This window comes from Amycolatopsis tucumanensis (assembly GCF_021654135.1).
Classification (GTDB): Bacteria; Actinomycetota; Actinomycetes; order Mycobacteriales; family Pseudonocardiaceae; genus Amycolatopsis_E; species Amycolatopsis_E tucumanensis.
On the sequence record NZ_JAKGSD010000080.1, the window covers coordinates 1 to 18,621 of the forward strand.

The 18,621-nt window shown below is 72.7% G+C and carries 23 protein-coding genes and 2 pseudogenes; 18 read left to right on the forward strand and 7 right to left on the reverse strand.

The features are described 5' to 3' along the window. The 4 genes and pseudogenes from L2C96_RS41080 to L2C96_RS41095 form a co-directional block, all read left to right on the forward strand. Positions 1-236, forward strand: a pseudogene (locus L2C96_RS41080) (cytochrome ubiquinol oxidase subunit I); the annotation flags it as partial. Between the two features lie 28 nt (positions 237-264). After that, positions 265-1,488, forward strand: coding sequence for a phosphoserine phosphatase SerB (serB, locus tag L2C96_RS41085; protein WP_039791952.1), 1,224 nt, complete (start codon positions 265-267; stop codon positions 1,486-1,488). Then, positions 1,485-2,255: a peptidyl-tRNA hydrolase gene (locus L2C96_RS41090; protein ID WP_237339950.1), complete on the forward strand. Its 771-nt coding sequence runs from the start codon at positions 1,485-1,487 to the stop codon at positions 2,253-2,255. Before serB ends, L2C96_RS41090 begins: the two co-directional genes overlap by 4 nt. Positions 2,256-2,274: 19 nt before the next feature. Beyond that, a complete protein-coding gene (locus L2C96_RS41095; protein WP_237339951.1) occupies positions 2,275-2,670 on the forward strand; it encodes an OsmC family protein in 396 nt (131 codons plus the stop codon). Between the two features lie 244 nt (positions 2,671-2,914). Here L2C96_RS41095 and L2C96_RS41100 read toward each other — a convergent pair whose 3' ends face one another. After that, positions 2,915-4,960, reverse strand: coding sequence for an ATP-dependent DNA helicase (locus tag L2C96_RS41100; protein WP_237339952.1), 2,046 nt, complete (start codon positions 4,958-4,960; stop codon positions 2,915-2,917). Positions 4,961-5,122: 162 nt separating this feature from the next. On the opposite strand from L2C96_RS41100, the gene L2C96_RS41105 reads away from it, so the two are divergent. Continuing rightward, positions 5,123-5,773: a choice-of-anchor P family protein gene (locus L2C96_RS41105; RefSeq protein ID WP_237339953.1), complete on the forward strand. Its 651-nt coding sequence runs from the start codon at positions 5,123-5,125 to the stop codon at positions 5,771-5,773. A 4-nt stretch (positions 5,774-5,777) separates the two neighbouring features. Here L2C96_RS41105 and L2C96_RS41110 read toward each other — a convergent pair whose 3' ends face one another. The 3 genes from L2C96_RS41110 to L2C96_RS41120 are packed head-to-tail and all read right to left on the reverse strand — an operon-like array spanning position 5,778 to position 8,310. After that, on the reverse strand, positions 5,778-6,437 hold the full coding sequence (locus L2C96_RS41110) for a bifunctional 4-hydroxy-2-oxoglutarate aldolase/2-dehydro-3-deoxy-phosphogluconate aldolase (protein ID WP_237339954.1): 660 nt from the start codon (positions 6,435-6,437) through the stop codon (positions 5,778-5,780). Continuing rightward, a complete protein-coding gene (locus tag L2C96_RS41115; RefSeq protein WP_020422431.1) occupies positions 6,437-7,006 on the reverse strand; it encodes an isochorismatase family protein in 570 nt (189 codons plus the stop codon). The genes L2C96_RS41110 and L2C96_RS41115 overlap by 1 nt, the downstream gene beginning before the upstream one ends. Next, the gene (locus L2C96_RS41120; protein WP_020422432.1) at positions 7,006-8,310 is read right to left on the reverse strand and encodes a nicotinate phosphoribosyltransferase; all 1,305 of its coding nucleotides are present in this window, start codon (positions 8,308-8,310) and stop codon (positions 7,006-7,008) included. Before L2C96_RS41120 ends, L2C96_RS41115 begins: the two co-directional genes overlap by 1 nt. 97 nt (positions 8,311-8,407) lie before the next feature. On the opposite strand from L2C96_RS41120, the gene clpS reads away from it, so the two are divergent. The 8 genes from clpS to L2C96_RS41160 are packed head-to-tail and all read left to right on the forward strand — an operon-like array spanning position 8,408 to position 12,722. Next, positions 8,408-8,707: an ATP-dependent Clp protease adapter ClpS gene (gene clpS, locus L2C96_RS41125; RefSeq protein WP_017987362.1), complete on the forward strand. Its 300-nt coding sequence runs from the start codon at positions 8,408-8,410 to the stop codon at positions 8,705-8,707. Then, on the forward strand, positions 8,704-9,261 hold the full coding sequence (locus tag L2C96_RS41130; RefSeq protein ID WP_020422433.1) for a DUF2017 domain-containing protein: 558 nt from the start codon (positions 8,704-8,706) through the stop codon (positions 9,259-9,261). Before clpS ends, L2C96_RS41130 begins: the two co-directional genes overlap by 4 nt. Then, complete coding sequence (locus L2C96_RS41135; RefSeq protein ID WP_020422434.1) at positions 9,258-10,247, forward strand: P1 family peptidase; 990 nt, start codon at positions 9,258-9,260, stop codon at positions 10,245-10,247. The genes L2C96_RS41130 and L2C96_RS41135 overlap by 4 nt, the downstream gene beginning before the upstream one ends. Positions 10,248-10,271: 24 nt before the next feature. After that, the gene (locus L2C96_RS41140) at positions 10,272-10,514 is read left to right on the forward strand and encodes an ATP-dependent Clp protease adaptor ClpS (RefSeq protein WP_237339955.1); all 243 of its coding nucleotides are present in this window, start codon (positions 10,272-10,274) and stop codon (positions 10,512-10,514) included. A gap of 1 nt (position 10,515) precedes the next feature. Then, positions 10,516-11,016, forward strand: coding sequence for a hypothetical protein (locus tag L2C96_RS41145; protein ID WP_020422436.1), 501 nt, complete (start codon positions 10,516-10,518; stop codon positions 11,014-11,016). Between the two features lies 1 nt (position 11,017). Continuing rightward, the gene (locus tag L2C96_RS41150) at positions 11,018-11,434 is read left to right on the forward strand and encodes a M67 family metallopeptidase (protein ID WP_017987367.1); all 417 of its coding nucleotides are present in this window, start codon (positions 11,018-11,020) and stop codon (positions 11,432-11,434) included. A gap of 55 nt (positions 11,435-11,489) precedes the next feature. After that, positions 11,490-11,768, forward strand: coding sequence for a MoaD/ThiS family protein (locus L2C96_RS41155; RefSeq protein WP_017987368.1), 279 nt, complete (start codon positions 11,490-11,492; stop codon positions 11,766-11,768). A gap of 3 nt (positions 11,769-11,771) precedes the next feature. Beyond that, positions 11,772-12,722 (forward strand): PLP-dependent cysteine synthase family protein, encoded by a 951-nt coding sequence (locus L2C96_RS41160; RefSeq protein WP_237339956.1) that lies wholly within the window; start codon positions 11,772-11,774, stop codon positions 12,720-12,722. A gap of 52 nt (positions 12,723-12,774) precedes the next feature. Here the strand turns inward: L2C96_RS41160 and L2C96_RS41165 are convergent, their stop codons facing one another. Beyond that, positions 12,775-13,137, reverse strand: coding sequence for a group I truncated hemoglobin (locus L2C96_RS41165; RefSeq protein WP_020422438.1), 363 nt, complete (start codon positions 13,135-13,137; stop codon positions 12,775-12,777). A 131-nt stretch (positions 13,138-13,268) separates the two neighbouring features. Here L2C96_RS41165 and L2C96_RS41170 point away from each other — a divergent pair, with 131 nt between their 5' ends. Genes L2C96_RS41170 through L2C96_RS41180 form a run of 3 tightly spaced genes read left to right on the forward strand, consistent with a single transcriptional unit; the run spans position 13,269 to position 15,476 of the window. After that, entirely contained in the window at positions 13,269-13,892 is a 624-nt protein-coding gene (locus tag L2C96_RS41170; RefSeq protein ID WP_020422439.1) for a rhomboid family intramembrane serine protease, read from the forward strand. Then, positions 13,889-14,689 (forward strand): glutamate racemase, encoded by an 801-nt coding sequence (gene murI, locus L2C96_RS41175; protein WP_020422440.1) that lies wholly within the window; start codon positions 13,889-13,891, stop codon positions 14,687-14,689. Before L2C96_RS41170 ends, murI begins: the two co-directional genes overlap by 4 nt. A gap of 19 nt (positions 14,690-14,708) precedes the next feature. Further along, positions 14,709-15,476 carry an MBL fold metallo-hydrolase gene (locus L2C96_RS41180; protein WP_237339957.1) on the forward strand — a complete coding sequence of 256 codons (768 nt, stop codon included), beginning with the start codon at positions 14,709-14,711 and terminating at the stop codon, positions 15,474-15,476. A 24-nt stretch (positions 15,477-15,500) separates the two neighbouring features. Here the strand turns inward: L2C96_RS41180 and L2C96_RS41185 are convergent. Beyond that, positions 15,501-16,313 (reverse strand): annotated as a pseudogene (locus L2C96_RS41185) (lysylphosphatidylglycerol synthase transmembrane domain-containing protein); the annotation flags it as partial. Positions 16,314-16,381: 68 nt separating this feature from the next. Next, positions 16,382-17,179: a hypothetical protein gene (locus L2C96_RS41190; RefSeq protein ID WP_237339958.1), complete on the reverse strand. Its 798-nt coding sequence runs from the start codon at positions 17,177-17,179 to the stop codon at positions 16,382-16,384. A 35-nt stretch (positions 17,180-17,214) separates the two neighbouring features. On the opposite strand from L2C96_RS41190, the gene rph reads away from it, so the two are divergent. Continuing rightward, positions 17,215-17,991 carry a ribonuclease PH gene (gene rph / locus L2C96_RS41195; protein WP_020422444.1) on the forward strand — a complete coding sequence of 259 codons (777 nt, stop codon included), beginning with the start codon at positions 17,215-17,217 and terminating at the stop codon, positions 17,989-17,991. Next, complete coding sequence (rdgB, locus tag L2C96_RS41200; RefSeq protein WP_020422445.1) at positions 17,988-18,596, forward strand: RdgB/HAM1 family non-canonical purine NTP pyrophosphatase; 609 nt, start codon at positions 17,988-17,990, stop codon at positions 18,594-18,596. Before rph ends, rdgB begins: the two co-directional genes overlap by 4 nt. Positions 18,597-18,621 lie beyond the last annotated feature (25 nt).

An 18,621-nucleotide genomic window follows, 5' to 3' on the forward strand; every position in this document is an offset into this window, starting at 1 on the left:
GGGCCACCTCGTGCCCGCCGCCGCGGCACAACTTCACCGAGCTGCCCCGGATCCGTTCCGAGCGCCCGGCGTTCGAGCTGCACTACCCGCACATGGTCGAGCGGATGCACCACGAGGGTGAGATCGGCTTCTTCGGCAAGCCGAAGGTCCACGCCGGGGTCAAGGCCCCGTCGCAGGCCCTCACCGACGCGGTCATCCCGGGCGACCACGACAAGGACAACGCGAGCGAGCAGTGATCCGCGGCGTCCGGGTAGGAACGAGACCATGACGCCAGTGCTGATCACGACGACCGGTCCGGACAAGCCGGGCGTCACGTCGGTGCTCTTCGCCGCCCTCACGCGGCACGGCGTCGAGATGCTCGACGTCGAACAGGTCGTCATCCGCGGCCGGCTCACCCTTGGTGTGCTGGTCGCGGTGGCCGACGACCCGGAGGGCCTGCAGGAGTCCGTCGAGCAGGCGATGGCCAGCGTGGCCATGCACGTCGACGTCCGGATCGGGGACGAGATCGGGGAAGACCCGTTCGCCCCCGCCCGGCAGGGCTCGACGCACGTCGCCGTGATCCTCGGGCGGCCGCTGACCGCCCGCGCGTTCACCGACTTCGCGGGCAGGCTGGCCGCGCTCGGGGCCAACATCGACGCGATCCGGCGCATCGCCGACTACCCGGTCACCGGGCTCGAGGTGCACCTGTCGGTCGCCGAGGACACCGAGCAGGCCGACACCGAGCTGCGGGCCGCGGTCGCCGATGTCGCGTCCGCCGGCGGCGTGGACATCGCCATCGAGCGCGGCGGGCTCGCGCGGCGGGCCAAGCGCCTGATCGTGTTCGACGTGGACTCGACCCTCATCCAGGGTGAGGTCATCGAGATGCTGGCCGCGCACGCCGGGGTCGAGCCGAAGGTCCGCGAGATCACCGAGGCCGCCATGCGTGGCGAGCTGAACTTCACCGAGTCGCTCGAACGGCGGGTGGGCCTGCTGGCCGGGCTGCCCGAGTCGGTGCTCGACGAGGTGGGCGACCAGATCCAGCTGACCCCGGGCGCGCGCACCACCGTCCGGACGCTCAAGCGGCTCGGGTTCCGCTGCGGTGTCGTGTCCGGCGGGTTCACACGGATCATCCAGCCGATCGCCGACCAGCTCGGGCTCGACTTCGTCGCGGCCAACGAGCTGGAGGTCGTCGGCGGCAAGCTCACCGGCCGGGTCGTCGGCGAGATCATCGACCGGGCCGGGAAGGCGACGGCGCTGCGCCGGTTCGCCGACCACTACGGCATCCCGCTCGCCCAGTGCGTGGCGGTCGGTGACGGCGCCAACGACATCGACATGCTCAAGGCGGCCGGCATGGGGGTCGCGTTCAACGCGAAGCCCGCGCTGCGCGAGGTCGCCGACACCGCGTTGTCCCACCCGTACCTCGACGCCGTGCTGTTCGTGCTCGGCGTCAGCCGCGCGGAGGTCGAGGCCGCCGACGCGGCCGACGGCCTCTCGCTCGCCCGGCCATGAGCGTTCTCGACCCGCTGGCCGCCCGGTACGCCACCTGGCTCGGGTTGCCCGCGGAGGAGACCGCGCTGCCGGAGACCGCGCTGCCGGAGGCCGCGCCCGAGGAGGTCCGGGCGATGCCGGTGATCCTCCGGCTGGAAAAGGCCGAACCGCCGTCGCGCACCCCGCTGCTCGAAGCCGCCGCCACGGCGGCACTCGCCGTCTGCCTGGACGAACGCGCGCAGCCGGGCGGGGAGTGGCACGAGCCGGTGCACGACTGGGTGTCCGGGCACATCCGGAAGGTCGCCCGCCGGGCGCGAGGCGCGCACTGGGCCGCGGCGCAGGACTTCCCCGGCGTGACCGTGTCGGTCGAGGGGGCCGAGGTCCGCGCGCTGGTGCCGGGCCGCGTGGTCGACGTGCCGAAGGAGATCAGCCGCCTGCAGATCTCGGGCAGCGACCTGCCGCCCGACGAGCCCGGTCCCGCCCCGGAGGACCTGCCGTTGCTGCTGCTCAACCCCGAGGTCGCGATGACCGTCGGCAAGGCGGCCGCGCAGGTCGGTCACGGCACGATGATCCTCGCGTCGCTCCTCGGCGACGACGAACTGGCCGCGTGGGGCGAGCGTGGCTACGCGTGCGCGGTGCGGACCGCGACCGTGGACCAGTGGAAGCAGTTGCACCCGGGTGACGACCCTGCGGGGGCCTGGCGCGAGCGGCGGGTTGTCGCCGTGCGGGACGCCGGGTTCACCGAGGTCGACCCCGGGACCGTCACGGTCCTCGCCCAGTGGCGTTGACCCCGATCGAGGAGTGCGTGTGAGCCTGGACGTCCGCCGCGAGGGCGAGCACGAGTTCGTCGGGCGCAACGAGCGAGGCGCGTCGGTGCGGATCGGGCGGAAGGGCGCGCCCGGGTCGTTCTCGCCGGCCGAGCTGCTGCAGATCGCGGCGGCCGGGTGCGCCGCGGTGACGGCCGAGGAGCTGATCACGCGCCGGACCGACGCGCCGCTGCGTGTGGCGGTGACCGCCGACCGACGCGAGGGCGCGTCCGAGCTGGACGCGGTGCACGTGCTCTTCGACGTCGACCTGTCGACCCTGCCGGACGACGAGCGGGAGAAGCTGGTGGCCGCGGTGGACCGGGCCATCGATCGGTTGTGCACGGTGTCGCGGACGCTCAAGAAGGGGATCCCGGTGACGGAGGAGTTCGCCGGTTAGACCGGCGGACGGCTGCTCGCGCCGGTAGGGCAGGCGGGGACTGGCGAGTGGGACGCGGCCCCTCGCGTGAGCGCTCGGCCCGCACCGGGGGATGGTTCGGGTGCGCCGAGCGCGGCGCTTGCGGCGGGGGTGGTGACTCGCGCTGCTGACGCGCGCCGCTGAGCGCGGGGTTCGCGGCGGTGGGGTGGCGCTCGCGGTGCTGGGTGTGGCGCTCGCGTCGGTGGGCGCGGTGCGAGCCCCGGCGTCAGCCGGCGGCCGCGTCCAGGCGTTTGAGCGCCGCTTTCGCCACCTCGGGGTCGTAGGTCGGCCAGAACGGGGGGAGCGAGGAGCGCAGGAAGCCGCCGTAGCGGGCCGTTGCCAGCCGGGAGTCCAGCACCGCCACCACGCCCCTGTCGCCGACTGAGCGGTGCAGCCGTCCGGTGCCCTGCGCCAGCAGCAGCGCCGCGTGGGTGGCCGCGACCGTCAGGAAACCGTTGCCGCCGCGGGCTTCGACCGCCCGCTGGCGCGCCGACTGCACCGGGTCGTCCGGGCGGGGGAACGGGATCCGGTCGACGATCACCAGCTGCAGCGACGGCCCCGGCACGTCCACGCCCTGCCACAGCGACAACGTCCCGAACAAGCAGGTCCGCGGGTCCTCCGCGAACTTCGTCACCAGCAGCGACGTGGTGTCCTCGCCCTGGCACAGGATCGGGAAGCCGACCCGGTCCCGCAGCTCCTCGGTCGCCTGCTTCGCCGCGCGCATCGACGAGAACAGGCCCAGCGTCCGGCCACCCGCGGCCTCGATCAGCGACGCGATCTCGTCCAGCGTCTTCTCGCCCAGCCCGTCGCGGCCCGGCGGCGGCAGGTGCTTCGCCATGTAGAGGATCCCGTTGCGCCGGTGGTCGAACGGCGAACCCACGTCCAGACCGGTCCACTTCAGCTCGTCGTCGTCCGCGGGCGGCGCCTTCTCCGTCGCCATGCCCTCCGCGGCGACCACTCGCGCCTGCGACGGCGGCAGCCCCCACTGCCGCGCCAGCGTGTCGAACGCGCCGCCCAGCGCCAGCGTCGCCGACGTCAGCACCGTCGTCTTCTGCGCGAACACCCGCTCCCGCAACAACCCGGCCACCGACAGCGGCGCCACGTGCAGCATCGGCGGCCTGCTGCTGAACGAGAACTTGTCGTTGGACAGCCACACCACGTCCCGCTGGTGCGCGGTGTCCTCGGCGAACGCGTCGAGCAGCCGCACCGCGGTGTCATGCACCTCCTCCAGCTGCGAGCGCGCGAGCTTGCGGGCCGTGGCCTCCTCGACGTCCTCCTTGCGGTCCGAACCCAGCGCGCTCAGGCACGCGTGCGCGCCGTCCCGCACCGCGGCCACCGCGCCGCCCAGCGCCTTCGGCAGCGTGTCCAGCCGCCCGGCCGGCATGTCCTCCAGGATCATCGCCAGGCCCTCGGAAGCTTCCTGCAGCCGGTCGGCCGTGTCGGCGTCGATCAGCTTCCCGCAGCGCCGCACGGCCACCGCGACCGCCGACGACGTCAGCTCGCCCGTCGCGACCGACGTGACGCGGTCGACCAGCTCGTGCGCCTCGTCGATGATCACCAGGTCGTGCTCCGGCAGCACCTGGTAGCCCTGCAGCGCGTCGATCGCCAGCAGCGCGTGGTTGGTGACCACCACGTCCGCCTTGCCCGCTTCACCGCGCGCCCGCTCCGCGAAGCAGTCCTGGCCGATGGGGCAGCGCGCCACGCCGAGGCACTCCTTGGCGGTGACCGACACCTGCCGCCACGCCTGCTCGGTCACGCCGGGCACCAGCTCGTCGCGGTCACCGGTCTCGGTGTCGGAGGCCCACTCGCGCAGCCGCGTGACCTCCTTGCCCAGCCGTGACACCGCGAACGGGTCGAACAGGGCCGGGTCCTCCGGCTCCTCCGGCGCGCCGGAGTCGAGCCGGTGCAGGCACAGGTAGTTGCGGCGGCCCTTGAGGATCGCGAACGTCGGCATCCGGCCCAGCGGCTTCTTCAGCGCCTTCGCCAGCCGGGGCAGGTCGCGGTCGACGAGCTGGCGCTGCAGCGCGATCGTCGCCGTCGACACGACCACCGTCGTGTCCTTCTCGACCGCGTGGCGGATGGCCGGGACCAGGTACGCCAGGGACTTCCCGGTGCCGGTCCCCGCCTGCACGGCCAGGTGCTCGCCGGTGCGGATGGCGCGGCCGACCGCCTCGGCCATCTTGACCTGCCCCGGGCGCTCCGCACCGCCGAGCGCCTCGACAGCGGTCGTGAGGAGCTCGTTGACACCGGGGAACGCAGTACGGACGGCCACCAGGACACGGTACCGGGGGCCACCGTCAAGACCGGGCCGCCGCCCCGCTCCCGGCAAGTCCGGGATCCACTCGTCCGGGTGGCATCCGGGCGGGTGGGTCAGGCTCGCCGCGGGTCCTGCCGATTGTCGAGGAGGCATTTCCTCAGGCGAAAGGAGCGGCTCATGAAGCGGGCCAGGCGGATGGCGGCGGTGGGAGCCCTGTTCGGGGCGGTGGTGGCCGCGCCGGCGACCGCGCAGGCGCAGGCCGAAGCGACCGGCGCCGGTTCGGTGGGCGCGGTCGACATCACGGTCGACGGCGTGTCGGCCCACGCGGACCCGATCGCCCCGTGCGTCGTGGACACCACCGCGGAGGGCCGCACCGACCCGATCACCGTCGGCACCCGCACGAAGTACGGCCTGGGCAGCACCACCTGCACCCGCAACGCCGACGGCACGGCGAGCGTGAAGGTGACCGGCCAGCGGTTCGAGACGAGTGTGCTGCAGCAGTTCGGCGGGCCGGTGATCAAGGCGAGGACGTTCGGCGCGGGCTGCAACACCACGGCCAACGGCAGCAACGGCTACATGTCGCTGGGCACCGTCACGGGTATCACGGTGCCGCAGAACATCCCGCCGAACCACGTGATCACCATTCCGGGCACGACGCCGGGGGCGCCGCCGATGGCCGAGGTCGTGTTGAACGAGCTCGTCGTGCCGGTGCCCGCGGACGGCAGCCTCACGACGAACGCCATGCACATCAAGCTGTTCCCGCAGGGCGGTCCGGCGTCCGGCGACATCCTCGTCGGGTCCGCGAGCTGCTCGCCGTTCGGGCTCTGACGGCTCAGGCGTAGCGGTCGGCGGTCGCGGCCAGCCGGGACGCCCGCTTGCCCAGCTCGTCGAGGCGGCCGCCGTCCAGCGCGTCGCCGAGCAGCGGGGATCCGACGCCGACCGCGAGAGCGCCCGCCGCCAGGTAAGCGTCCACATCGGACAGTTCCACCCCGCCCGCGGGCACCAGCGGCACCTCCGGCAGCGCGGCCTGGACCTCCTCCAGGTACCGCGCCCCGCCGGCGGTGGCCGCCGGGTGGAGCTTCACCGCCGCCGGGCCGTAGCGCCAGGCCGCGTCCACCTCCGTGGGCGTGAGCGCGCCGCACACGATGGGCAGCGCGTACTCCTGCGCCCGCCACAGCACGTCCGGCGAAAAGACCGTCGTCGCGACGAAGTCCACGCCCGCCGCGGCGCACCGGTCCACCGCGGCGACCGTGCGCACCCCGCCGGCGCCGATCAACGCGTCCTGCCCCAGTTCGGCCTGCAGGACGCCGATCGCGTCCAGCGCGCCCGGTGTCGCCAGGTCGACCTCCAGCACGCCGAGCCCCGCCTCGTAGAGGACCTGGCCGGCGTCGGCGAACCAGGACGGGTCGTCCGCGCGCAGGATCGCCACCACACGGCCGGTCGCCAGCCGCTCCCGGAAGCGGTTGTTGTGCTTCCGCAGGACGGTGCGCATCAGCCGACCCGCGGGGTGCCCACGAGATCCACGTCCGCGGCCCGCAGCTGTTCCAGCGCGTTGTCCACGGTCTCGCGCGCCACGCCCGCGGTGAGGTCCAGCAGGACCCGCACCGAGAACCCGGCCGCCGCCGCGTCCAGCGCGCTCGCCCGCACGCAGTGGTCCGTCGCGATGCCGACCACGTCGACCTCGGTGATCTGCCGCTCGCGCAACCAGTCGACGAGCTTCTCACCGGCGTCGGTGTGGCCCTCGAACCCGGAGTAGCCGTCGCTGTACTGGCCCTTCGAGAACACCGCCGTGATCGGCCCGACGTCGAGCGCGGGGTGGAACGACGCGCCCGGCGTCCCGGCCTCGCAGTGCCGCGGCCACGACCGCACGTAGTCCGGGTTCTCGCTGAAGTGCGCGCCGGGGTCGATGTGGTAGTCGCGGGTCGCGGCGACCGCCGAATAGCCGCCGCGGGCGAGGTGCTCGGTGATCTTCGCCGCCACCTCGGCCCCGCCGGTGACGGCGAGTGAGCCGCCTTCGCAGAAGTCGTTCTGCACGTCGACGACGATCAGTGCCCTGCTCATCACGCCTCCTGGGGGAAGACGGTGGGGATCGCGGGTTCGCCGCTGGAGAGCTTGAGGCCCTCCCACGGCAGGCTGACCAGGCCCTCGCGCAGCCGCTGACGGCTGTCCTCCAGCGTGGGCAGGTCGTCGACCGGCTTGCCGCCGCGCACCAGCGGGATCGGCAGCTCGCGGTCGTTCTCCCCGGCCTCGGGGCGCTGGCCGGCCGCGTAGACGACCTCCTCCAGCGCGGTGCCGGTCGGCTTGTGGCGGCGCAGCGCGGACTTCTCGCCACCGCGCGAGGCCTTGTTCTCGCTGCGCTTGGCGACCGGGCGGCCGTCGACCTCGACCAGCTTGTAGACCATCCCGGCGGTCGGCGCGCCGGACCCGGTGACCACCGACGTGCCCACGCCGTAGGCGTCGACCGGCTCGGCGCGCAGGGCCGCGATCGCGTGCTCGTCCAGATCGCCGGACACCACGATCCGGGTGTCCTTCGCGCCGAGCGAGTCGAGCTGCTCGCGCGCCTTGCGGGCCAGCACGCCGACGTCGCCGGAGTCGATGCGGACCGCGCCCAGCTCCGGGCCCGCCACGCGCACCGCGGTCTCGATGCCGCGGGTGATGTCGTAGGTGTCGACCAGGAGGGTGGTGTCGGTGCCCATCTTCTCGACCTGGGCGCGGAAGGCGTCCTCTTCGCTGTCGTGCAGCAGCATGAACGCGTGCGCCACGGTGCCGCGGGTCGGGATGCCGTAGCGGCGCCCGGCCTCCAGGTTCGACGTGGTGGCGAACCCGCCGATGTAGGCGGCGCGCGCGGCGGCGACCGCGGCCATCTCGTGCGTGCGGCGGCCGCCCATCTCGATGATCGGCCTGCCGTGCGCGGCCGAGGACATGCGGGCCGCGGCGGAGGCGATCGCGCTGTCGTGGTTGAGGATGGACAGCGCGACGGTCTCCAGCAGGACCGCCTCGGCGAAGGTCCCCCGAACGGTGAGGATCGGCGAGCCGGGGAAGTACAGCTCGCCCTCGGGATATCCGTCGACGTCGCCGCCGAACCGGTAGTTCGCCAGCCACGACAGGGTGTCGTCGTCGACCACCGCGGTGGCCGCGAGCTGGTCGATCTCGGCGTCGGTGAACCGGAAGTCGGCGATCGCCTCCAGCACGCGCCCGGTGCCGGCGACCACGCCGTAGCGCCGCCCGGCGGGCAGGCGGCGGGCGAAGACCTCGAACACACACTGGCGGTCGCCGGTGCCGTCGGCGAGGGCGCTGCCCAGCATGGTGAGCTCGTAGTGGTCGGTCAGCAGGGCCGTGCTGCCGTGCGTCTCGGGGAAACCCATGGGATCAGACTATGAGGTACTTGCGCGTTCGGCCGAATCACCCGAACAGACCCACCACCGGTCCACGCCGTGCCGGTTCCGTGACACCATGGGGCGCATGACCACGCCTGTCGCATCCGAACAGACGCAGGTTGAACCACTCGGCACCGAGGCAGGCGCCGAAGACCAGCCGTGGCAGACGATCGTCTGGAACGACCCGGTGAACCTGATGTCGTACGTGACGTACGTCTTCCAGAAGCTGTTCGGCTACAGCCGCGACCACGCCACCAAGCTGATGCTCGACGTGCACCACAAGGGGCGCGCGGTGGTGTCCTCGGGCACGAAGGAGAAGGTCGAGGCGGACGTGACGAAACTGCACGCCGCGGGACTGTGGGCGACGATGGAGCACACTTCGTGAGGGGCTGGCAGCGCAAGGGCGGCCGCATCCACGCCGGGTTCGAGCAGCAGGAGGCCGCGGTGCTGCGCGGCCTGGTGAGCCAGCTCGAGGACATGCTGCGGGCGCGCGCCGAGGAGGCGCCGCAGGACCCGCTGGCCGAGCTGACCGGCATCCGCACCGGCCCGTCGCAGTCGCCGGACGACCCGGTGCTGTCCCGCCTGCTGCCGGACTACCACAAGATCGACCCGGACACGCCCAGCCAGGAGGTCCTCGACTCGGCGAGCGCGCTGCGGTCGCTGCACGAGCCCGAGCTGGTCGACGCGAAGGTCGGCGTCGCCGCGGTGGTCATGGAGACCCTGCCGCGCGACGGCGGCGACGTGAAGCTGACCTACGAGCAGGCCGACGCGTGGCTGTCCGCACTCAACGACGTCCGGCTGGCGCTGGGCACGGCGCTGGACGTCACCGAGGACATGCCCGACGAGCTGCCGGAGGACGATCCGCGCTCGCCCCACCTCGGGGTCTACCACTGGCTGACCTGGGTGCAGGAAAGCCTGGTCCAGGCGCTCACCGCATGATCACGGACGTGCCCGGGGTGCTGGTCGGGCACCACCACCGGATCGGGGACGGCTGGGCGACCGGGACGACGGTCGTGCTCGCGCCGCCCGGCACGACGGGCGCGGTCGACCAGCGCGGCGGTGCGCCCGGCACGCGCGAGACGAACCTGCTGGAACCGGAGAACCTGGTCCGGTACGTCGACGCGATCTGCCTGTCCGGCGGCAGCGCCTACGGGCTGGCGGCCGCGGACGGGGTGATGCGGTGGCTGGCCGAGCGGGACCGCGGGTTCCAGGTCGGCGTCGAGCCGCACGAGGTGGTGCCGATCGTGCCGGGCGCGGTGATCTTCGACCTGCCCCGGTCGGCGTGGGGCAACCGGCCGGACGCCTCCTTCGGGTACGCCGCCTGCGAGGCCGCGAGCACCGCGGTCGAGCAGGGCTGCGTCGGCGCGGGAGCGGGTGCGACGGTCGGCTCGCTGAAGGGCGGGGTCGGCACGGCGAGCGAGCGGGTCGGCGACTTCGTGGTCGGGGCGCTCGCGGTGGTCAACGCGCGTGGCGAGGCGGTGTCGTTCGACAGCGGCCGCCCGTTCGCCGCGGATCACGAGGTCGCGGGCGAGTTCGGCGTGCGCTGGCCGGAGCGGGCGGCGTCGGTGCCCGGCCGGGAGGCGGACCTGAACACCACGATCGGCGTGGTGGCGGTCGACGCGGACCTGTCGAAGGCCGAGTGCCGCCGCCTGGCGGTCGCGGCGCAGGACGGCCTGGCCCGCGCGGTGCGCCCCGCGCACTCGATGTTCGACGGCGACACGGTGTTCGCGCTGGCCACGGGCGCGCGGGACCTGCCGGCGGCCGAAGGCCCCTTCGGGGTGACCACACGTGCGGCAGGCCTGGACGACCTGTGCGCGGCGGCGGCGCGGGTCTTCGCGCGGGCGTGCGTGCACGGGCTGGTGAGCGCCGTCGGTGTGGCGGGCGTGCCGGCGTACCGCGACGTGTGGCCGGAAGCGTTCGAGTAACGCGGCTGGTCCCGGAGCGATCTGATGGCCGTGGAAAAGGCCTGGGCGGTCGTCGTGCACAACGACGACGTGAACTCGTACCAGACGGCGATCTTCGCACTGCACACCGTGGTCGGGCTCGCCGTCGAGCGGGGCATGGAGTTCGCCGACGTCGTGCATCACCAGGGGGCGGCCGAGCTCACCCGGTTCAGCGCGCGCGAGCAGGCCGAGGGGCTGGTCGCCGAGCTGCAGGTGCTCGGTCTGCACGCCACGGTGCAGGGCGTCTGACGTGGACTTCCTGAACGCTCAGCCGCTCCCCGGCGGCCAGGTCCTGGTCGAGATGTCGCCGAACGTCGGCCAGTGCCTCTACACGATCGCGGGCGAACTGCTGACCGCGCTGGAAACCGGCTACCGCGGTCGGCGCAGGCTCCGGAACGAGGACCTCTTCCCCGACGCCTACCTGCTCATCCGCGAGGCCAGGGCGTTCCGGGAACGCCACGGCGCCGCGATGCGCGAGAGCGTGACCGCCGCGGTCCGGGCCGTAGTGCGCGGGTGGACCGGCGCGACCGCGTTCACCCTGGATGCGGCCTGGCAGCGGGCCTGGATCATCACTTTCGGCCACGCGCAGGTCCTCTACCTGCGGAACCCCCGGTGGCGGGACCGGCGCGCCTGGGCGCGTCTCCCGGTCAGCCAGCGGGACTACACGCTCGAGTGGCTCGCGCACGCTCAGGACGACGTCGCGCTGGCGTGCGCAGTCTCACTCTGTGAACCCCCGGTGTCCGGCACGTAAGATGTCCGTCGTGCTTCGGATCCGCCGTGAACTCGTCGACGAGATCGTCGCCCACGCTCGCCGGGACCACCCGGACGAGGCGTGCGGCGTGATCGCCGGGCCCGAGGGCTCCGACCGCCCCGAGCGGTTCATCCCCATGCTGAACGCGGCCCGCTCGCCGACGTTCTACGAGTTCGACTCCGGTGACCTGCTCAAGCTCTACCGCGAGATGGACGCGAACGACGAGGTCCCGGTCGTGATCTACCACTCGCACACCGCGACCGAGGCCTACCCGTCACGCACCGACGTGTCCTACGCCTCCGAGCCCGACGCGCACTACGTGCTGGTCTCCACCCGCGACCCCGAGACGCACGAGTTCCGGTCGTACCGGATCGTCGACGGGGTCGTCACCGAAGAGCCCGTGGAGATCACGGAATAAACGCCGGGCAGCCCGACGTCAGACCTGGAAGAAACCCAAGCGGAGGTAGTTACCCATGGCCGTGACCGTGTCCATCCCCACCATCCTGCGCACGCACACGGGTGGTCAGAAGTCGGTCGAGGCGGCCGGCAAGACCGTGGCCGAGGTGATCGACGACATCGAGTCGCGCCACGGTGGTCTCAAGGCCCGCCTGGTCAAGGAGGACAAGCTCCACCGCTTCGTCAACGTCTACGTCAACGACGAGGACGTGCGCTTCGCCGGCGGTCTGGACGCCGAGGTCAAGGACGGCGACACGGTCACCATCCTGCCCGCGGTGGCCGGCGGCGCCCGCTAGGTCATGGCCCGGTACGAATCGCTGCTCGAAGCCCTCGGCGGCACGCCGCTGGTGGGGTTGCCCCGGCTGTCCCCGACGCACGACGTGCGCCTGTGGGCCAAGCTGGAGGACCGCAACCCGACCGGCTCGATCAAGGACCGGCCCGCGCTGGCCATGATCGAGGCTGCCGAGCGCGAGGGCAGGCTGCGCCGGGGCTCGACGATCCTCGAACCGACCTCGGGCAACACCGGCATCTCGCTGGCGATGGCCGCGAAGCTCAAGGGTTACGGCCTGGTGTGCGTGATGCCGGAGAACACCTCGGCCGAGCGCAAGCAGCTGCTGCAGGCCTACGGCGCGCGGATCGTGTTCTCGCCGGCTGCGGGCGGCTCCAACGAGGCCGTGCGGCGCGCCAAGGAGCTGGCGGAGAAGAACCCGGACTGGGTGATGCTCTACCAGTACGGCAACCCGGCCAATCCGGACGCGCACTACCGCACGACCGGGCCGGAGCTGCTGAAGGACCTGCCGACGATCACCCACTTCGTCGGTGGCCTCGGCACCACGGGCACGCTGGTCGGCGTCGGCCGGTACCTGCACGAGCAGAAGCCGGACGTGCAGATCATCGCCGCCGAACCGCGGTACGGCGAGCTGGTGTACGGGCTGCGCAACCTCGACGAGGGGTTCGTGCCGGAGCTGTACGACCCGGACGTGCTCAACGGCCGCTACTCGGTGGGCGCCTACGACGCGCTGCGCCGCACGCGTGAGCTGCTGGAGCACGAGGGCATCTTCGCCGGCATCTCCACCGGCGCGGTGCTGCACGCCGCGCTGGGAGTGGCCGAGAAGGTCGCTGCGAAGGGCGAGAAGGCCGACATCGCGTTCATCGTCGCCGACGCCGGGTGGAAGTACCTGTCGACCGGCGCGTACAGCGGCACGCTGGACGAGGCCGCCGAGCGCCTCGACGGGCAGCTCTGGGCCTAGGAACCACGCGAAAACGCCCCTCTCCCGGCTGGGAGAGGGGCGTTTTCGTCGTTCAGGCGGTGGGGGAGACGATGTCGGCGGACAGTGGCGCGACCGCGCCGATGATCGTGTTCGTGGTCTCCTCCGGCACCCCGGCGGCCAGCAGCGACTCGGTGAGGTGCTTCGCGACGAGGTCGAAGTGGTGCTGGGCGATGCCGCGGCCGCGGTGCACGTCCTTCATCGACCGGCCCCGGTACTCGTCGGGCCCGCCGAGCGCGGCGGCGAAGAACTCGACCTGCATGCCCTTCAGGCGCGGCAGGTTGGTGCCGGTGAAGAAGGGAGCCAGTTCGGCGTCGTCGAGCACCCGCTCGTAGAAGTCGTCGACCACGGCGATCAGCGCGTCCTGCCCGCCGATCTGTTCGTAGATGCTCGTCACGTGCGTTCCTCCAGGCAGTGGTGGTCACCTGCCCCCAGCGAAACGGAGCGTGGTTTCCGCCGGGTAATACCGGTGTCAATTCAGGGTTTTCACCCGATTCCGCACACCAGCGCCGCTCGTACCGTGGAGTCATGAGCACGCTGCCCGCACCCCAGGCCGACCAGGCGAAGCGCGTCCTGCCGGCGAAGCCGAAGACCGCCGCGCTCGTGGTGCTCGCGTTCACCGCGCTGCTGTACCTCGTCGAGGGCGTCGACGTCGTGCTGGACAACCGGCTCGACGCGGAGGGCATCGCGCCGCGCTCGCTCGGCGGGCTGGACGGCGTGGTGTGGGCGCCGTTGCTGCACGGCAGCTGGGCGCACCTGCTGGCCAACACCCTGCCGGTCATGGTGTTCGCCTTCCTCGCGATGGCGAGCGGGATCGCCCGCTGGGCGCTGGTCACGGCGACGATCTGGCTGGTCAGCGGCATCGGGGTGTGGCTCACCTCGGAACCGGGCACGATCACCATCGGCGCGTCCGGGCTCGCCTTCGGCTGGCTGGCCTACCTGCTGGTCCGCGGGCTGTTCAACCGGGCGTTCTGGCAGATCGCGCTCGCCGCGGTGCTGTTGATCGGCTGGGGCGGGATGCTGTGGGGCGTGCTGCCCGGCCAGCCCGGCATCTCGTGGCAGGCGCACCTGTTCGGCGCGCTCGGCGGTGTTCTCGCGGCCTGGTTCGCCGCGCGGGCGGGCCGGAAGCGGGCGGTACCCTCGAAGCCGTGAGCAGTCGTGAGGCCCCGATCGGTGTGTTCGATTCCGGAGTCGGGGGCCTCACGGTCGCCCGCGCGATCCTGAACCAGCTGCCGTCCGAGCAGCTGCGCTACGTCGGGGACACCGCGCACAACCCGTACGGCCCGCTGCCCATCGCGCGGGCGCGGGAACTGGCGCTCACCGCGCTGGACAAGCTCGTCGCGGACGGGGTGAAGGCCCTGGTCATCGCGTGCAACACGGCGTCGGCGGCGTGCCTGCGGGACGCACGCGAGCGCTACGACGTCCCGGTGATCGAGGTCGTGCTGCCCGCCGTGCGCCGGGCCGTCGCCGCCACCCACACGGGTCGCATCGGCGTGATCGGCACCGAGGGCACGATCCGCTCCCGCGCCTACGAGGACGCCTTCGCCGCGGCGCGCGACGTGTCGGTCACCAGCGTCGCGTGCCCCCGGTTCGTCGACTTCGTCGAGCGCGGCGTCACGTCCGGCCGCCAGGTGCTCGGCCTCGCGCAGGGGTACCTCGAACCGCTGCTGCGTGCCGAGGTCGACACCCTCGTGCTCGGCTGCACGCACTACCCGCTGCTGACCGGGGTCCTGCAGATCGTCATGGGGCCGGACGTGACGCTCGTGTCCAGCGCCGAGGAGACCGCGAAGGATGTCGTCCGCGTGCTCACCGAACAGGACATGCTGGCCGAACGGGACGTTCCGCCCCAGCACGAGTTCATCGCGACCGGCTCGCCGGAGCCGTTCGTCCGGCTCGCACAGCGCTTCATGGGATTCGCACCCGGCGTGCTCTCGCCGATCAGCGCCTGAGCTGGCAGGGTGTTGTCCCGTGCGACTGACGATCCTCGGTTGCTCGGGCAGCGTTCCCGGCCCGGGCCAGCCCGCGTCCGGATACCTGCTCGAAGCGGACGGTTTCCTGCTCGGCCTCGAGTTCGGCAACGGCGTGTTCGCCGAGCTGCAGCAGCGGCGTGACCCCTTCGACCTCGACGCGCTGGTGTTGTCGCACCTGCACCCGGACCACTGCGCGGACTTCAGCGCGCTGACCGTGCTGCGCCGCTACCACCCGGCCCCGCCGTACGACACCACCGCGCGCCGGCTCCCGGTGCACGCCCCGGCGAACGCGCCGGTCCGGCTGGCGATGGCGTACGCGCCGAACGAGGCGGAGCTGGCCGAGACCGACCTGTCCGACGTCTACGAGTTCCACGCCCTGTCCGGCGATCCGGTGAAGATCGGCCCGTTCGAGGTCACCGCGATCCCGGTGGTCCACCCGACCGAGGCGTTCGGGTTACGGGTGCGGCACGCCGGCCGCACGCTCGCCTACACCGGCGACACCGGGCCCTGCGACGCACTGGCCGACCTGGTCCGCGACGTCGACGTCCTGCTCGCCGAGGCGTCCTGGACCGACGCCGCGGACCGGCCGCCTGGCGTGCACCTGTCCGGCAAGCAGGCGGGCGAGCTGGCGCGGGACGCGGGTGTGGAGCGCCTGCTCATCACGCACGTCGCGCCGTGGAGCGACCGGAACGCCATCCTCGCCGAGGCCAGGGCGGTCTTCCCCGGCGCTGCGCTCGTCGAGCGGGGCGCGGTCTACGACGTCTGAGGCCCGCCGCAGCGCCGCCCAGCAGGCCAGCCCGATCGGGATGATCAACCAGCAGGACAGCAGCCGGTAGGTGAGCACCGCCGCGGCGGCCGCCGGTTCCGCCGCGCCCGCGGAGACCAGCCCGGTGAGCAGGCTGACCTCGATGACGCCGATGCCGCCCGGGGTGAGCGGGATCTGCCGCACGAGCTGCACCGCGAGGTAGACCGTGGCCAGTTCGAGCAGACCGAGGCCGATGCCGAAGGCGCGGGCCGCCGCGATCAGGCACACCAGGTCGCCGAGCCAGTTCGCGGTGGCCGCGGCCAGCGCGAGCAGCCAGTGCCGGGGCGCGATCGCGCTCGACTGCCGGGACACCAGCGTGACCAGCAGGACCGCGCCCACGACGAGGGCCGCCGCGGCCGCCGGGTGGATCGCGGCCAGCGCCCCGGTGCCGTAGAGCAGCGCCAGCCCCAGCGCCGACAGCACGCCGGAGAGCACCATCACGGCGGCGGCCGACTTCCGGTCCGCGCCGCCTGCCCGGAACTGCTGGAACGCGTAGGCGGCGGACACCGCCGAACCGGCGGGCAGGCTGATCGAGATGGCGGACCGGCTGTAGGACAGGGCCAGGATCCGGCGGCGCTGCAGGGTCACGCCGAACGCGGTGAGCAGCCGCCGCTGCTGGCGGGCGAACATCCCCATCGACACGAACTCGGCGGCCGCCGCCACGGCCAGCCACCCGGGGTCCGCCTCGCGGAGCGCGGCGCCGATCTCCGCGGGCGAGGGGACGCGGTCGCGCAGGGTCAGGACCACGATCGCGAGGACGGCCACGAGCCCGAGGCCGGTCAAGAGTCTGCGCCGCATCACGCACCCCCTAATTCACCTTACGATGAATTCTCTGCGCGGGCGCGAGTTTGTCAACATGTGCTGAATTACACCGGCAGGTAGTCCTCGGCCAGCGCGTCGGCGTAGGCGGTGAACAGGGCCAGGAAGTTCAGCGTGCCGCCCGGGGCGTCGAACTCGGCGAGGTTGTAGGCCAGGTGTGAGCCGCGGTGGGCGGGCACGTCGTTGGTGACGTCGGTGAACCAGTCCAGGAAGGTCAGCTGCCGCTGGTCGCCCGGGCCGACCGGCGGGGTCAGCAGGTCGAGCAGCATCGGGCGGCTGCGCAGCGTCCACCGGTAGAACTCGGAGAACTGGTAGAAGCGCTCCTCGACCGGAGTTGCGGCGATGCCGTGCACCCGCTCGGCCAGCGCGACGCCGTACTCGGTCGAGGCCTGCTCGGCCTCGCTCCACGCGCGGTCGTGCGCCGAACGGGCCGTCAGCTTCCCGTCACGCAGGCGGGTGAGGTAGCTCGCCCACAAGGTCGCACCGGGGTTGCCGAAGGTGTCCGTGCTGTCCCCGCGGGCCAGCGCGATGCCCCGTTCGATGCCCTCCAGAATCCCGGCATCCACATAGGACACCCAGGTGCCCGGAGCGCCCAGCCCGCGGTCGGCGAAGAACTCCAGCACCCCCTCGATGTTGCGCCACCGCGGCGCGTAACCGGGGACGACCTCCGCCGCCGGACCGGCCGACATCGCGCGCACGAACTCCAGGCGCTGCGCGATCGTCATCCCGTCGATGTCCTCGGCGGTGCAGGTCAGCGTCTCCGCGCAAGTGGCGGTGGACGCGGTGGCGGGTGCGGCGGTCAGGCACAGCAGGCAGGCGAGCAGGGTCGCGAAGGCGGCGCGCATGAACAGGCACAGTAGCGGGGTTCTACGCTGCACGCGTGGTGCGAAAAGACGGCAGGAACGACGACCAGCTCCGCGACGTGAAGATCACGCGGGGATTCCAGCAGTGGCCGGCCGGCTCGGTGCTCATCGAGTTCGGCAACACGAAGGTGCTCTGCGCGGCGAGCGTCAGCGAGGGCGTGCCGCGGTGGCGGACCGGATCGGGTCTCGGCTGGGTGACCGCCGAGTACGCCATGCTGCCCTCGGCCACGCACGACCGCGGCGACCGCGAGTCGGTCAAGGGCCGGATCGGCGGGCGGACCCACGAGATCAGCAGGCTGATCGGCCGCTCCCTGCGGGCGTGCATCGACCTGGCCGCGCTCGGCGAGAACACGATCCAGCTCGACTGCGACGTGATCCAGGCCGACGGCGGCACCCGCACGGCCGCGATCACCGGCGCCTACGTGGCGCTGGCCGACGCGGTCACCTGGCTCGCGGCGGCGGGGCGCCTGGCTGATCCGCAACCGCTTTCCGCCATGGTGTCCGCGGTCAGCGTCGGCGTGGTGGACGGGCGTGTGCGCCTGGACCTGCCCTACGAAGAGGACTCGCGGGCCGAGGTCGACATGAACGTCGTCGCCACCGACGCCGGCACGCTCATCGAGGTGCAGGGCACCGGCGAGGGCGCGACCTTCACCCGCTCCACTTTGGACAAGATGCTGGACCTGGCGCAGACCGGGTGCGCGGAGCTGACCCGGCTGCAGACGGCGGCGCTGGCCGAGCCGTACCCGTACGAGCTGCCGGAGCCGGTTACGGGCAAGAAGAAGGGCTCGAAGTGAGCCGCGTCCTGCTGGCCACCCGCAACGCCAAGAAGCTCGGCGAGCTGCGCCGCATCCTCGCGGCCGAGGGTGTCGAGGGGCTGGAGGTGGTCGGTCTCGCCGACGTGCCGGAGTTCCCCGAGGCGCCGGAGACCGGCGCGACCTTCGAGGAGAACGCGGTAGCCAAGGCCAGGGACGCCGTCGCGGCCACCGGCCTGCCCGCCATCGCGGACGACTCCGGCCTGGCGGTGGACGCGCTGAACGGGATGCCCGGCGTGCTGTCCGCCCGCTGGGCCGGACGGCACGGCGACGACCAGGCGAACCTGGACCTGGTGCTCGCCCAGCTCACCGACACCCCGGACGAGCGCCGGGGCGCGGCCTTCGTGTGCGCGGCGGCGCTGGTGCTGCCGGGCGGCGAGGAGACGGTGGTGCGCGGCGAATGGCGCGGCCGGCTGATCCGGAAGTCGCGCGGCACCAACGGGTTCGGCTACGACCCGATCTTCGTGCCGGAGGGGGAGACCCGCACGTCGGCGGAGATGGAACCGGCGGAGAAGGACGCTTCGTCGCACCGCGGTCGCGCGCTGCGGGCGCTGTTGCCGGCGTTGCGGGAACTCGCCGGGCGCTGAGGTTTGGAGCCCGGGAGCCACCCTG